We start from the raw sequence: 14,008 nt of genomic DNA, 5'->3' as shown, positions 1-14,008 counted from the left end.
CCTGGAGCTCTGGAGCTCTGGAGCCCCGGAGCGGTGAAGGCCCGGCGAGAGACGGCTCACGCTCCCTGTGCCACGCGCAGCGCGAGGGCCGGGCACATCTCGACGGCCCTGCGGGCCATCCGCCGGAACTGGGCGGGTACGGTGTCACGGCCGAACACCGGGTAGCCGTGCTCGTCGAGGTGGACGAGGTCGGGGGCGAGCTGGGCGCACAGGCCGTGGCCCTGGCAGCGGGTCCAGTCCACGGTGAGCTTCACCTCGGGCTCGTTCTCCTGCGGAGGCAGGGGGAGCACTCCGAGCACCGGGCGCCCGCAGCTGCCGCGCAGCAGGTGCTCCTCGATGTCCTCGGGGAAGGCGTCCAGCGCCGACAGCACGAACCTGGACGTTCCGTCGGGGTGGAAGCACGCGCCCCTGCCCTTGACGCTCGCGGCCCTGCTCCGCAGCTCGTCCAGGGCGGAGGCCGACCCATTCACGAGCTCGGCCATCGACTGCGCGACGTCCGGGAGTCCGAGACGGCAGGGACCGCACTGCCCCGACGACTGGGCGGCCAGGTACTTCGCGACCCTGACCGTCTCGCCCAGCGGGCAAGTCTCCCCGCCGAGCGGCACGATGATCCCGGCGCCGAGCTGGCCGCCCGCCTCCGCGATGCCCTGGCGGGAGACGGTCGCCACGGCCGCCGCGTCCGCGTGCAGCCACGCGCCGTGGTACCCGCCGACCAGCACCCCGTCGCCGGTGGAGGCCTGGCAGGCGTCCAGGACGGCGTACAGCGGGGTGCCGGTCGCGACCTCGACCACGGCCGGGGCCTTGGCGGAGCCTCCCACCGTGAGCAGGACCGTCCCCGGCTCGCGCGCCGTGCCGACGTCGGCGTACCGCTCCGCGCCCAGGGTCGCGAGGACCGCGAGCTGGGCGTACGTCTCGGCGTTGGACAGCAGGGTGGGCAGCCCGTTCACGCCGCTCTCCACGGCCCTGACCTTGCGGCCCGGCGGCTCCCCGACCTGGCCGTTCACCGAACGGACCAGCGCGCCGCCCTCGCCGGAGATGAACCTCTCGACGATGCCGACCACCCGGACCTGGCCGCTGATGCCCCGTTCCTCGACCGCGGCGGCCACGGACGCCTGGCCCATGCCGCCCTCGACGGTCGCGATCACGACCTGCTTGGCGCCGATCGCGCCCGCCGCGAGCAGCGCGCCCTCGATGACGAGGTGGGGGGTCCTGGTGAGCAGCATCGTGTCCTTGCTGCTCGCGGGCTCGCCCTCGGCCGCGTTGACCAGGACGATCTTGTCCGCCTTCTTGTCCATCACCGCGCGGACCTTGCGGGCGAAGGGGAACGCGGCCCCGCCCCGCCCGCGCATGTCCACCTCGTCGGCGAGCGCGGCCAGCTCCTCGCCGGACATGCTCGGCGCCGTGCCGTGCATGTCGCGGTGTTCCGCGAGGTCCATCCTGCGGCAGTCCTCGAGCCCGGCGGTCAGCCGGGCGGGTCCTAACTGGCGAACGGGAGGGACGCGGTAGGGGATCATCCGACGCCTCCGATGCGACGAAGCTCCGGCGACTCCTCACGAACGATGCGCGGGATGCGGCCGACGATGCTCGTGGGCGGCGTCAGGCTCGTGGGCGGCGTCAGCTCCGCGGCGACGGGCACCTCCACGGGCACCTCCTCGCGCACGAGGATCGGCTTGGCCTGCAGTTCGGAGATCACCCTGATCAGCAGGGCGGCTCCCACCGCGACCAGGCAGACCACATAACTCCAGGTCACCCACTCCGCGGGCGGGCGGCCCGCGGTCAGCCCGTGCAGGACCGCCATCGGCCACGCCAGGTAGGCGGAGCCGTGCAGCATGCGCCAGAGCCACGGCCTGCGGTTCTCCGCGAACCTGGCCCGGGCGACCCCGGTGAGGAAGACAAGGATCATCAGGTCGGAGGCGACGGCGCCGAAGCCGACGTACAGGCTCTGGCCGCTCGCGCCCAGCGGGACCACGACGGACGCGAGAGAGGTCCTGCTTTCGATGATCTTCATGATGACGTGGATGGCGAGGAAGCCCATGCCGAGCATGGCGGCGGCCCGGTGGGCGAGCTGCGACCGGATCCTGCCCAGGACCGGCAGCACGATCCGGTCGGCGGAGAGCAGGCCGAGTGCCACGGTCGCGGTGAGCGAAACGAGGGCGATCACGCCCGAGAAGAACGAGAAGACGCCACGAACGGCGGCTGCCACCTCCATGCCGGGCGCTGTCCGCCCGAGCATGAGGAGGCCGACCACGGAGATCGTGATCGTGACACCGAGGCCGATCCTGGCGGGCCTCTGGTCGAGACTTATCCCGGCCTCCGACCGGGTGTGTCTCGGAGTCCGTCTGTTACCCACCTATGGCTCCTGTCTGCGAAGCGGCTCGGACGTCTGCGTCCGAGGGTGATGGACTCTGATATCGCGAGATGCCGCCCCCCGTCTCCGCGGGGTGTGGAAGAGGCGCGGAGACGGGGGGCGGCGGTCCCGGAAGGAAGCCGTCAGCAGCGACGGTTCCTGTTGATGCAGTCGACGACGAGCCTCATGAGCCGGTCGGGCATCAGGTTGGCGAAGTCGGCGTGGTCGGTGACGGGGTTGTGCCGTTGCTCGGGGAAGGCGTCCAGCGCGAAGGACGGCGTACGCGGCGTGGAGTAGACCAAGGTCATCCGCAGCTGCGGGATGGCCCTGGTGCCGGACGGGCAGGCGCCGTTCGCGTCGGGGAACAGCACGTGCGTGCGGTGGTTGGCGCTGTCGGTGTTCTGGCCGTCCCAGCAGCTGGGGAAGTCCAGGATCCGGACGAGCTGGCTGCCGCGGGGGCAGAGCGGGTACTTGGTGGTGATCCGGTTGGTGAAGCCGGTGCAGCTCCACTTGGCGAGGGCGTTCGCGCCGCCGTTGGTGGCGGCCTTGGCGTCACCGGTGATCATCCTGATGAAGCGCGGCATCGGGCTCACCCTGGAGATCGCGTTCCCGCGGAACTGCAGGCTCACCTGGCGCGCCTGCATGATGGTGCCGACGTTGCCGTCCGGGTCATTGGCGTTGGCGTCGCTCGTACGGTCGCGAAGGACCGGCCAGAAGTAGGTCGAGCGGTCGTTGAGCGCGCACGTGGTGCCCGCGGCGGCCAGGGACTGGTCCGTGGAGAACGCGTCGGTCGACAGGTTGCCGACGTAGTCGTGGATGTGGTGGGCGCCGTTGGTCACGCCGGGGGCCACGATGAAGTTGTCGGAGTTGCGGTGGCCGTTCCTGTTCGTGCCGCACCGGGAGGTGAAGAGGCCGGCGGAGCCGCTGCGCCGCGGCCGGATCTCCTGGACGTTCCGCGGGACCTGCCGGATGTCGATGAAGTCCTCGGGGAACGGCCCGAGGTCGGCGCACTCGGCCTCCTCGTCGTCCTCGTCGTCCTGCGGGGGAGCGGGGGTCTCGCTGGGAGCCGGCGTCTCCGCGGGCGGGTCGTTCGGCGGGGCGTCGGTCGGCGGTGCCTGGGTGGGGCTCTGCGAGGGCGCCTGGGTGGGCCTGCGACGGGCGTTGCCGTTGTCGGCGTTCTCCTGCTCAGGGGCCTGCTGCTGGTCGGCCGACTCCTCAGGGGCGGGCGGCTCCGTGGGAGACGCCTGGATGAGGCTTCCGCCCGCGAGAGGCGCGTCGGCGGGCTGATCCTGGGCCGGCTGGTCCTGCGCGGGCTGGTCCTGTGCGGGCTGGTCCTGCGCGGGAGCGTCCTGCGCGGGGGGTGCCTGGTCCTGGTTCTGACCCTGCTGGTTCTGGTCCTGTGCGGGCTGGTCCTGCTGGCTGCGCTGGTTCTGCTGGTTCTGCTGGTTCTGGCCCTGCTCGGCGGGGTCGCAGTGGTCACCGTAGGCGGGGGCCGTGACCGCCACGGTGAACGTGACGGTGGTGAGCGTGCTGGCGGCCAGCGCCAGCGCCGACAGGGAGACGAGCGAGCGTTTCATGATTTTCAAGCGTTTTCTCTCCTCACAGGTGTGTCGAGAGCGGAGACGGGCGGCGCCGGGGAGGGCATCGGAGGCTCGGGCAGGTCCGAGTGGTCGACCAGCCCCGTGCTCTCCAGCAGGGTCATGTGCTTCATGACCACCTCGACCGCCCGCTGGGCGAATGTCCTGACCAGGTCGTTTCGGGTGCCGGACCGTACGCCGGCGACCGTCACGAAGACCTTTCCGTGGGCCGCCCGCAGCAGCTGGGCGAACAGGAGGTCGTACTCGGCGCCCGGCTTCACCGCCGCCAGCTGCGCCATCCAGCCCTGCTGGTCGGCGTTGGGCTGGTCGGGCAGCGGCACGTTCAGCTTCGCCGCGAGGGCGCGAACCTCCTCGTCGAGCTTGAGGTGGTCGGTCATCAGGTGCATGCCGACCTCCTTCACCCGCTTGCTCGCGGCCTTCTGCTGGGCCTGCTGACCGCTGGGAATCTCCCAGAGACCGGCCAGCCGGACCTTGACCAGCAGGTCGCGGTCGGCCGCGCCCAGCGGCCCCTGCGGGGTCTGGACCCAGCCCTGCGCGGCCGCCCCGCCGCCGGGCGGGGTGATCAGGACGACCGCCACGGCGGCGATCGCGATGAAGGCCCCGAACAGCAGGGGTTCGCCGTTCTTGAAGCGGCGGAACAGTGATCTGAACATGGCCCGGTTCCGCTCTCAGAGACTGGCCGCTACCGGGGCCTTCTCGGCGCCCGGCGTGGTGTCGAACGTGCCGCCCGGCCCGTGGGGGACCGGGTGCGTGAGGAGGAGGACAGCTCCGACCGGCCACGGAATGTGCCGCACTGCCATGTCGTTTCCTTTCCCCGAGGCCCGCCGGTGCGGGCGCACTTGGTGGGAGGTACGCGGTGCCGCCCGGGGTGGTTCAGAAGAAGTGATGAGATAGTTAGAAATGACTGGAGTTGCCAGAGTTGCAGACGGGACTCATAACGAAGGTGTAAAGATGTGCCCGTGCGTCAACTCGACAGTCGGTTCGAGAGCGCGGACACCGATGTCCTCTTGGTAGAAGATCTGTATCGGGAGTTCGGTGTACCCCTGCTCCGCCATGTGCGTAAGGCCACCGGTAACGATCTGCAATGGGCGGAGGACGTCGTCCAGGAGACGCTCGTTCGAGCCTGGCGCAATGCAGGAAGGTTGCAACGAGAGCCCGGCCTTTTGTGGGCCTGGCTCCTGACCGTCGCCCGGCGTATCGTCATCGACGGTCGTCGCAGGCGAGGGACTAGACCACAGGAGGTCGAGCCCGCCGACGCGAACGCCGTGCCCGTTCCCGACGGGGCCGATCGCGCGCTGGAGGCGATGATCGTCGCCGAGGCGTTGCGAGAACTGTCCCCAGAACACCGCGAAGTCATCGAGCAGACTTACCTACGGGACCGTACGATTAACGAAGCGGCGGAAATCCTCGGGATACCGCCGGGTACGGTCAAGTCCCGGCTCTACTACGGGATCCGGGCTCTCCGAAAGGTCCTGAAGGAGAGAGGTGTCGCGAGCTGATGGTCCCCTCCCCGCATCATGACGTGGCGGCGTACGCGCTCGGGGTTCTCGACGAAGAGGACCACGAGGTGTTCCAACGTCACCTCATGACGTGCGAGGAGTGCCAGGTCGAGCTCCGGGAACTCAGTGAGGTTCCCGGACTCCTCGACGGGGTCAAGCGGGACCGCTCCAATGCCCTGGACGACGACCGGATGCCACATTGACGTTTGGTCGGTTTTGGGGTGATATCAGAAGCGGTGGTGTGTCCCGGTCAACGAGGATCGGGACAGGCGGCCACTGGAGGTGTCGTGCCACGGGCCATGCCCGATGGGCGGAGTGCGGGCCGATCGGCCCAGCCCGCCGGGCGAGGTGCCCGGAGCGAGGTCAGACTCGCCCGGCGGCGCCGTAGCCGTTCCGAGGCGACCCTGTGGGATGATTGCCCTACCGCCACCTCGCAGGGAGAACCCGCCGTCTCCGACCAGGAGCCCTTCCGTTCCCCGCCGGCAGCGGCGAGAGACCGTGGCTCCCATGACGAGCCGTGGCGCCTGGCCGAGATCCCGATCATCCGTGACGAGACGACCGCCCCGCGGCGGGCGTTCCGGGCCCGGATCTCCCGGGAGCGGAGCCGGTGGCCGGGCGGGGGCACCGCATCCTGGCGGGCGCGCGCGACATCACTTCCGCTCCGCTGGGCAACATTTCTCCGGGAATCATGACTTTTGCCATGGAATCCCGTCCAACCATGCAAAACCCCTCACAAAGGAGTGAGAGCGACATGCCGCTCGACGAGGCCAAGGACGAGCTGCTGAGGAGTGCCGCGGAGACGTACGCGCGCACACCGGGCGGCGATCACGTGAGCGTGGAGGAGGCGCTCGCCTTCCTGCGGCTCTACTACCGGCATGTCGCCCCGGAGGACCTGCTCGGCCGGGACCTGACGGACGTGTACGGCCCGGCGATGGCCCAGCGGCGGCTCGCCGGGAGCCGTCCCCAGGGCCGCGCCCTGGTGCGGGCCTACACCCCCACCACGGAGGAGCACCACTGGGATCCCGGGTTCTCCGTCGTGGAGATCGTCACCGACGACATGCCCTTCCTCGTCGACTCGGTGACGATGGAGCTCGACCGGCACGGCATCGGCACCCACCTGGTCGTCCACCCGCAGATGCGGGTGCGCAGGGACATGACCGGCAAGCTGCTCGGGGCCGGCGAGGAGGACGTCACCGGGCAGGTGCTGGCCGAGTCCTGGATGCACTTCGAGATCGACAGGCAGGCCGGCGAGACCGCGCTCAAGGCGATCGAGACCGACCTGCAGCGCGTCCTGGAGGACGTGCGCGGCGCCGTCGAGGACTTCGTCAAGATGCGGGCCCTCGCCCTGCGGACCGCCGAGGACGTCTCGGCCAACCCGCCGCCCCTCGATCCCGCCGGGGTGGAGGACAGCCTGGAGCTGCTGCGCTGGCTGGCCGACGGGCACTTCACCTTCCTCGGCTACCGCGAGTACCGCCTGGAGGAGGGCGAGCAGGGCGACAGGCTGCACCCGATGCCCGGGACCGGGCTGGGCATCCTCCGCAACGACAGCGCCGACTCCGGCAGCTTCGCCGCGCTCCCCCCGGAGCTGCGCGCCAAGGCCCGTGAGAAGCAGCAAATGCTGATCATCACCAAGGCCAACACCCGGGCCACCGTCCACCGCCCCGCCTACCTCGACTACGTGGGCGTCAAGCTCTTCGACGCCTCGGGCGAGGTCGTGGGCGAGCGGCGTTTCCTCGGCCTCTTCACCCACGTCGCCTACAGCGAGTCGATCTCTCGTATCCCGGTGCTCAGGCGGAAGCTGGCCGCGGTGATGGCGCTCGCCGGGCTGACCGCCGACAGCCACGACGGCGGGGACCTCATCGAGATCCTGGAGACCTTCCCCCGCGACGAGCTCTTCCAGACCTCCGTGGACCAGCTGCTGCCGATCGCCCTCGGCGTGCTCAGGCTCCGCGAGCGCAAGCAGGTGAAGCTCTTCCTGCGCCCGGACGACTACGGCCGCTACGTCTCGTGCCTCGTCTACCTCCCGCGCGACCGCTACACCACCAAGATCCGCATCAAGATGCAGGAGATCCTGCTCAAGGCGCTCGGCGGCACCTCCTTCGACTACAGCGCGATGATCGGCGAGTCGGCCCTCGCCAGGCTGCACGTGGTGGTGCGCGGCGAGCGCGGCAGGCCGCTGCGCGCCGACACGGTGAACGTCGAGGAGCTGGAGGCGAGGCTGGCCGCCGCCACCAGGTCCTGGGAGGACGACCTGGCCTCCGCGATCGCCGAGCTGAGCCCCGAGGACGAGGCGCCCACGCTCATCCGCCGCTACGCCACGGCGTTCCCCGAGGGCTACAAGGCCGACTTCCCCGCCCGGATGGCGGTCGCCGACCTGCGCCGCCTGGAGGTGCTGGCCTCCTCCACCGACGAGATCGGGATGAACCTCTACGAGCCGTACGACGCCTCGGAGGGCGAGCGCCGCTTCAAGCTCTACCGCCTCGGCGCGCCCGTCTCCCTGTCGCGCGTGCTTCCGCTGCTCCAGCGGATGGGCGTGGAGGTGGTCGACGAGCGGCCGTACGAGATCGACCGCGATAACGACCCGGCGACCAAGGACGCCTGGATCTACGACTTCGGCCTGCGCTACACGCCCTCGCCCGAGGTCGACAGGGACGAGTTCAAACGGCTCTTCCAGGACGCGTTCGGCGCCCTGTGGGCCGGGCGGGTGGAGAGTGACGGGTTCAACGGGCTCGTCCTGGCCGCCGGGCTGACCTGGGAGCAGGCCGAGATCCTGCGCGTCTACGCCAGGTATCTGCGCCAGGCGGGCACCACGTTCAGCCAGGAGTACATCGAGCGGGTGCTGATGGGCAACGTGCGGCTCGCCCGGCTGCTGGTGCGCCTGTTCGAGGCCAGGCTCAACCCCCGGCGCCCGGCCGAGGTCCGCTCCGACCTGTCCGACGCGCTGCACGAGGAGATCCTCGCCGCCCTGGACGACGTGGCCTCGCTGGACGAGGACCGGATCCTGCGGGCCTACCTGGAGATGATCCGCGCCACCCTGCGGACCAACTACTTCCAGCGGGCCGACGGCGAGCGCAAGCCGTACGTCAGCCTGAAGCTCGACTCGCCGTCGATCAGCGTGCTGCCGCTGCCCCGGCCCAGGTTCGAGGTGTTCGTCTACTCGCCCCGGGTCGAGGGCGTGCACCTGCGCTTCGGCAAGGTCGCGCGGGGCGGGCTGCGCTGGTCGGACCGGATGGAGGACTTCCGTACGGAGGTGCTCGGCCTGGTGAAGGCGCAGATGGTGAAAAACACCGTCATCGTTCCCACTGGCTCCAAAGGTGGCTTTGTCGTAAAAAATCCGCCAAAGTCGGGGTCGCGGGAGGACACCCTGGTCGAGGGCATCGCCTGCTACCGGATGTTCATCTCCGGCCTGCTCGACCTCACCGACAACCTCGTCGACGGCGAGGTGGTCCCGCCCGCCGACGTCGTCAGGCACGACGGTGACGACACCTACCTGGTGGTCGCCGCCGACAAGGGCACTGCGACGTTCTCCGACATCGCCAACGCGGTGGCCAAGGAGTACGGCTTCTGGCTGGGCGACGCCTTCGCCTCCGGCGGCTCGATCGGCTACGACCACAAGGCCATGGGCATCACCGCCAGGGGCGCCTGGGAGTCGGTCAAGTACCACTTCCGCACGACCGGCGTCGACATCCAGAGCACCGACTTCACCGTGGTCGGAGTCGGCGACATGTCCGGTGACGTCTTCGGTAACGGCATGCTGCTCTCCCAGCACATCCGGCTGGTCGCGGCGTTCGACCACCGGCACATCTTCGTCGACCCCCAGCCGGACGTCGCCAGGAGCTACGCCGAGCGCGCCAGGCTGTTCGCGCTGCCCCGCAGCTCCTGGGAGGACTACGACGCCTCGCTCATCTCGAAGGGGGGCGGGGTCTGGTCCCGTACGGCCAAGTCGGTCCCCGTCTCCGCGCAGATGCGCGCCGCGCTCGGCATCGACGGCGACGTGACGTCGCTGGCTCCCAACGACCTGATCAGCGCCATCCTGCGGGCCCCGGTCGACCTGCTGTGGAACGGCGGCATCGGCACCTACGTCAGGGCGTCGAGCGAGTCCAACGCCGACGTCGGCGACAAGGCCAACGACGCCCTGCGGGTCACCGCCGCCGAGCTGCGCTGCAAGGTGATCGGCGAGGGCGGCAACCTGGGCTTCACCCAGCTCGCCCGGATAGAGTTCGCGCTCAACGGCGGCCTGGTCAACACCGACTTCATCGACAACTCCGCCGGGGTGGACACCTCCGACCACGAGGTCAACATCAAGATCCTGCTGGACCGGGCCGTCCGCGACGGGGAGCTCACCGACAAGCAGCGCAACCAGCTCTTCCTCGACATGACCGACGAGGTGGCCGGGCTGGTCCTGCGCGACAACTACGACCAGAACGTGGTGCTGGCCGCCGCCCGCGAGCAGGCTCCCGAGATGCTGCACATCCACTCGCGCCAGCTGCGCAGGCTGGAGCGGGCCGGGCTGCTCAACCGGGAGCTGGAGTTCCTGCCGTCGGACAAGATGCTCGCGGAGCGGCGCCAGGCACGGCTCGGGCTGACCGCGCCGGAGTTCTCGGTGCTGCTCGCCTACACCAAGCTGGTGGCCGACGCCGAGATCCTCGCCTCCGACCTGCCCGACGACCCCTACCTGGAGTCCTGGCTGGTGTCGTACTTCCCGTCGGCGCTGCGCGACCCCGGGCTCCGCGCCTACATGGGCACCCACCCGCTCCGCAAGGAGATCATCACCACCGGCGTGGTGAACGACCTGGTCAACTCCAGCGGGACCACCTTCATGTTCCGCCTCGGCGAGGAGAGCGGCGCGTCCACCCCGGACATCGCCCGCGCCTACCTGGTCACGCGGGAGGTCTTCGACATGCCCAGTCTCTGGCGCCAGATCGAGGAGCTGGACAACAAGGTCGACACCTCCACCCAGATCGCGATGGAGCTGGAGGCCCGCAAGCTCGTCGAGCGGGGCACCCGCTGGCTGCTGGGCAACCGGCGCCCGCCGCTCGACCTGGCCTCCACCGTCGGCTTCTTCGCCAAGGGCATGAACGGCCTGCTGCCGCACCTGCCCAAGCTGCTGACCGGGTCCGACCTGTCGGCGTTCGAGGAGCGGCGCGACGCCTTCGTCTTCCGGGGCGTCCCGTCCGAGCTGGCCGAGCGCGTCGCCGCCATGGTGCCCGCCTACTCCACGTTCGACCTGGTCGAGGTGGCCTGGCGCACCGGCCGTCCCGTGCACGACGTCGCCGAGGTCTACTTCGACCTCGCCGACCGGCTCCAGCTCTCCAGGCTGCGCGAGCGCGTCGTCGCGCTGCCCAGGGACAGCCGCTGGAACTCCATGGCGCGGGCCGCGCTCCGCGACGACCTCTACGCCGCGCACGCCGCGCTCACCCACGACGTCCTGACGCACAGCACGCCCGGGCTGTCGCCCGAGGAGCGCCTGGCGCGCTGGACCGAGGCCAACTCGGCGGCGGTCTCGCGGGCGCGGCAGACCCTGTCGGAGATCTGGGAGAGCGACAACTTCGACCTCGCGACGCTGTCGGTGGCGCTGCGCGCGATCCGCACGCTGGTGGCCACCATCAACCTCCCGCACGCCGACGCCTGACCCGCCCGGCGCCCGGCCGGGTCCCGCACCGGGGCCCGGCCGCGCGGCACGTCCCCGGTGCGGGGGTCCGGTCGCGGGAGGGGCGTGAAGGGGCGTGAAGGGGCGTGAAGGGGCGGGGAAGGACGGTCGCGCGGGCCAGGTCGGGTGGGCCCGGTCGCGCGGGTTACGCCACGGTGACCTTGGTGAGGCCGCCGAGATAGCCGATGACCTTGGCCGATCGGCCGCTGCCCTTGGCCGGGACCGTGCTCACGTACAGCTGTGTCTCCACCGTGCGCAGTTCCTTGGGGATGAACCGCTCCTTCGTCAGCTTCCTGGCCTCGGGCGGGATCTGGATGTCCGACCCGCACGGCGTGATCTTGATCGTCCGCGTCGTCGTCCTGATCAGGGAGTAGAGGACGAGCGCGCCGCCGTCGGCGGTGCGCAGCGCGTGCACCGGGTAGTCGCTCGCGGCGAAGATCGAGTCGTAGCTCAGGCAGTCGTCCGTCTTCCCGTCCGTCCGCCTCCTCGTGATCTCGTCGGCGAAGCCGGTGGTGTGCGGGCCCGCCTCGATGAGCCCCGCCGCGAACCCCCGCTCGCCCTCCTCGGCCGAGGTCGCGTGCAGCGGGGCCATCAGCCGCGGGCTGATGGCCAGCGTCGCGTCCTCCTCGCCCAGCGCCGTCGCGTAGCCCTCCGCGTCCGTGGCGACCACCGGGGGCCGGACGCCCTCGTCGAGCAGCGAGGTCGAGCTGACCTGCCAGTCCTCGCCGTCGTCCCGCATCAGGGTCAGCACGGCGGTGCGGACCCGGCCCGAGGGTTCCTTACGGTCCACGACCGCGGCGAACCAGAGCGGGCCCCGCTGATCGCGCGGGACCAGCAGCCGGGAGGGGCCCCACGTGTAGGGGGGGAGGGCCTCGGCGGAACCGTCGAACGCCGCCGAGGTGAGGGCTCTCTGCCCGTCGCGGGTCTGCTCCCGCATGAGCCTGCGGTCGGCCTCCAGGTGCGGCACCGCCGCCCCCAGCACCCCGTCGGCGCCCATGACGCCCGCCAGCGCCTTCTCCGCCTCGGCGAGCGTGACCGGGGGCGGCGAGGGGACGGACGCGGCGGAGGTGGCCGGCGTGACACCGCCGGCCGGGGAGCTCCGCTCCGGCGGGGCGTCGCCGGAACCGGAGCACGCCGCGGTCGCGGCGGTCACGGTGATCAACACCAGCGCGAGTGCGAGCGCACCCTGTCGCCCGTGTTCGCGCACGTCCACCTCCCGATGCTCCCCGATGCTCCCCCGATGCGGGCCATGCTAGCCATGGTGGGGGAGCGCGCCGTACACGATGGGGTTCGGAGGTCGCGTACCCTTTACAGACGTGGCACTCATCGATCCGGCAGAACAGATCAACGAGCTTACCGGGACGCTGAACAGCATCCAGGACGTGCTCGACCTCGGCGCGATGCGCAAGCAGATCGAGGAGCTGGAGGATCAGGCCGCCGCGCCAGACCTGTGGAACGACCAGGATCGCGCCCAGAAGGTCACCAGCAGGCTGTCCTACCTCCAGGGCGAGGTCAACAGGATCGAGTCCCTGGGGCAGCGGCTGGACGACCTCTCCGTCCTGTACGAGCTGGCCGCCGACGAGGAGGACGACGACACGCGGGAGGAGGCCGACCGCGAGCTGGAGTCCCTGAAGAGCGACATCGGCGCCCTGGAGGTCCGCACCCTCCTGTCCGGCGAGTACGACGCCCGCGAGGCGGTCGTCACGATCCAGTCCCAGGCGGGCGGCGTGGACGCCGCCGACTGGGCCCAGATGCTCCAGCGGATGTACCTGCGGTGGGCCGAGCGCAAGGGCTACCCGACCGACGTCTACGAGACCTCCTACGCGGAGGAGGCCGGGATCAAGTCGACGACCTTCACGGTCAAGGCCCCCTACGCCTACGGCACGCTCCGCGGCGAGCACGGCACCCACCGCCTGGTCCGCATCAGCCCGTTCGACAACCAGGGGCGCCGCCAGACCTCCTTCGCGGGCGTCGACGTGGTGCCGGTCGTGGAGACGACCGACCACATCGACATCAACGAGGACGACCTGCGCGTCGACGTCTACCGCTCCTCGGGCCCCGGCGGCCAGGGCGTCAACACGACCGACTCCGCGGTCCGCCTGACCCACCTGCCCACCGGCATCGTGGTCTCCTGCCAGAACGAGCGCTCGCAGCTGCAGAACAAGGCGACCGCGATGGCGGTCCTGCAGGCCAAGCTGCTGGAGCGCAAGCGCCAGGAGGAGAAGGCGGCGCTGAACGAGATCCGGGGCGAGTCGACCACGTCGTGGGGCACCCAGATCCGCAACTACGTCCTCCACCCGTACCAGATCGTCAAGGACCTGCGGACGGGCGCCGAGGAAGGCAACCCGAGCGGGGTGCTCGACGGCGACCTGGACGGCTTCATCGAGGCCGAGATCCGCTGGACCCGCCGCCAGGAGTCGGGCGCCGACGAGTAGAGCGTCCTCTCCCGGGAGCCGGGAGAGGAACACGCGGCACCGGGGGAGGGGAGCGATGGAGACCGTCCTCTCCCGCCGCCTTCGTCTCGTCCCCGGGTCCCTGTTCCCCGGGCCTGCCGAAGAGCTCGCTCACGGGCGCCCCTGAGCGCCCGTGACGCGATCTCCGCCCGCGAGCCCGGGGAGCCCCCGGGAGGGCGGTCAGGTGCCGCTGAGGTGCTTCAGGGCCAGGGTGAGGAAGAAGAGCGCGATCAGCACCAGCGACAGGAGCGCGGGGGTCATGCCTCCGAAACCGTTCTGGTGCATCCGGTCGCGGTACGCGCGGCAGCGGGGGCAGCGGCCTTCCGCCACGGGGTGAGCGCACCCCGCGCAGACCAGGTCTTCACAGCTCATGACGTCCTCCCTCTTCGAGGTCAGAACTACTTTATGCGGTCGTTACCGGGCGCCGAATCGTTTTGTTTCCGTTATGGGCTTTCCATGCC

10 protein-coding genes are annotated in these 14,008 nt (G+C 70.5%); 4 read left to right on the top strand and 6 right to left on the bottom strand.

The annotated features are described in order from the left end of the window. Positions 1 to 56 precede the first annotated feature (56 nt). The 4 genes from ACTOQ2_RS07360 to ACTOQ2_RS07345 form a co-directional block, all read right to left on the bottom strand. Positions 57 to 1,514 carry an NADH-ubiquinone oxidoreductase-F iron-sulfur binding region domain-containing protein gene (locus ACTOQ2_RS07360; RefSeq protein WP_440067398.1) on the bottom strand — a complete coding sequence of 486 codons (1,458 nt, stop codon included), beginning with the start codon at positions 1,512 to 1,514 and terminating at the stop codon, positions 57 to 59. Then, entirely contained in the window at positions 1,511 to 2,350 is an 840-nt protein-coding gene (locus ACTOQ2_RS07355) for a hypothetical protein (protein ID WP_440098960.1), read from the bottom strand. Before ACTOQ2_RS07355 ends, ACTOQ2_RS07360 begins: the two co-directional genes overlap by 4 nt. A gap of 140 nt (positions 2,351 to 2,490) precedes the next feature. Further along, positions 2,491 to 3,924: a DUF1996 domain-containing protein gene (locus ACTOQ2_RS07350; RefSeq protein WP_440099080.1), complete on the bottom strand. Its 1,434-nt coding sequence runs from the start codon at positions 3,922 to 3,924 to the stop codon at positions 2,491 to 2,493. 5 nt (positions 3,925 to 3,929) lie between these two features. Then, positions 3,930 to 4,598, bottom strand: coding sequence for a DUF4142 domain-containing protein (locus ACTOQ2_RS07345; protein ID WP_440098959.1), 669 nt, complete (start codon positions 4,596 to 4,598; stop codon positions 3,930 to 3,932). Positions 4,599 to 4,904: 306 nt separating this feature from the next. Between ACTOQ2_RS07345 and ACTOQ2_RS07340 the strand changes: the two genes are divergently transcribed. The 3 genes from ACTOQ2_RS07340 to ACTOQ2_RS07330 all read left to right on the top strand — a co-directional run bounded on the left by ACTOQ2_RS07340 (position 4,905) and on the right by ACTOQ2_RS07330 (position 11,076). Next, the gene (locus ACTOQ2_RS07340; RefSeq protein WP_329090583.1) at positions 4,905 to 5,444 is read left to right on the top strand and encodes a sigma-70 family RNA polymerase sigma factor; all 540 of its coding nucleotides are present in this window, start codon (positions 4,905 to 4,907) and stop codon (positions 5,442 to 5,444) included. Further along, positions 5,444 to 5,647 carry a zf-HC2 domain-containing protein gene (locus tag ACTOQ2_RS07335; RefSeq protein ID WP_440067391.1) on the top strand — a complete coding sequence of 68 codons (204 nt, stop codon included), beginning with the start codon at positions 5,444 to 5,446 and terminating at the stop codon, positions 5,645 to 5,647. Before ACTOQ2_RS07340 ends, ACTOQ2_RS07335 begins: the two co-directional genes overlap by 1 nt. Positions 5,648 to 6,195: 548 nt before the next feature. Further along, positions 6,196 to 11,076: an NAD-glutamate dehydrogenase gene (locus tag ACTOQ2_RS07330; protein WP_440098958.1), complete on the top strand. Its 4,881-nt coding sequence runs from the start codon at positions 6,196 to 6,198 to the stop codon at positions 11,074 to 11,076. A 163-nt stretch (positions 11,077 to 11,239) separates the two neighbouring features. Here ACTOQ2_RS07330 and ACTOQ2_RS07325 read toward each other — a convergent pair whose 3' ends face one another. Beyond that, positions 11,240 to 12,307: a hypothetical protein gene (locus ACTOQ2_RS07325; protein ID WP_440098957.1), complete on the bottom strand. Its 1,068-nt coding sequence runs from the start codon at positions 12,305 to 12,307 to the stop codon at positions 11,240 to 11,242. Positions 12,308 to 12,410: 103 nt separating this feature from the next. Between ACTOQ2_RS07325 and prfB the strand changes: the two genes are divergently transcribed. Continuing rightward, a complete protein-coding gene (gene prfB / locus ACTOQ2_RS07320) occupies positions 12,411 to 13,529 on the top strand; it encodes a peptide chain release factor 2 (RefSeq protein WP_440098956.1) in 1,119 nt (372 codons plus the stop codon). A gap of 198 nt (positions 13,530 to 13,727) precedes the next feature. On the opposite strand, the gene ACTOQ2_RS07315 is transcribed toward prfB, so the two are convergent. Beyond that, positions 13,728 to 13,919, bottom strand: coding sequence for a hypothetical protein (locus ACTOQ2_RS07315; RefSeq protein WP_440084083.1), 192 nt, complete (start codon positions 13,917 to 13,919; stop codon positions 13,728 to 13,730). Positions 13,920 to 14,008: the final 89 nt, after the last annotated feature.

Origin of the sequence: Streptosporangium sp. H16 (assembly GCF_051918855.1) — a bacterium.
Lineage (GTDB): Bacteria > Actinomycetota > Actinomycetes > Streptosporangiales > Streptosporangiaceae > Streptosporangium.
Note: the sequence above shows the minus strand (reverse complement) of the source record. Positions and strands in the feature narration are given on the sequence as shown.

Coding starts and splice junctions, on each gene's coding strand:
- ACTOQ2_RS07360 (WP_440067398.1), bottom strand. CDS start 1,514: ATGATCCCCTACCGCGTCCCTCCCGTTCGCCAGTTAGGACCCGCCCGG.
- ACTOQ2_RS07350 (WP_440099080.1), bottom strand. CDS start 3,924: ATGAAACGCTCGCTCGTCTCCCTGTCGGCGCTGGCGCTGGCCGCCAGC.
- ACTOQ2_RS07345 (WP_440098959.1), bottom strand. CDS start 4,598: ATGTTCAGATCACTGTTCCGCCGCTTCAAGAACGGCGAACCCCTGCTG.
- ACTOQ2_RS07335 (WP_440067391.1), top strand. CDS start 5,444: ATGGTCCCCTCCCCGCATCATGACGTGGCGGCGTACGCGCTCGGGGTT.
- ACTOQ2_RS07330 (WP_440098958.1), top strand. CDS start 6,196: ATGCCGCTCGACGAGGCCAAGGACGAGCTGCTGAGGAGTGCCGCGGAG.
- ACTOQ2_RS07315 (WP_440084083.1), bottom strand. CDS start 13,919: ATGAGCTGTGAAGACCTGGTCTGCGCGGGGTGCGCTCACCCCGTGGCG.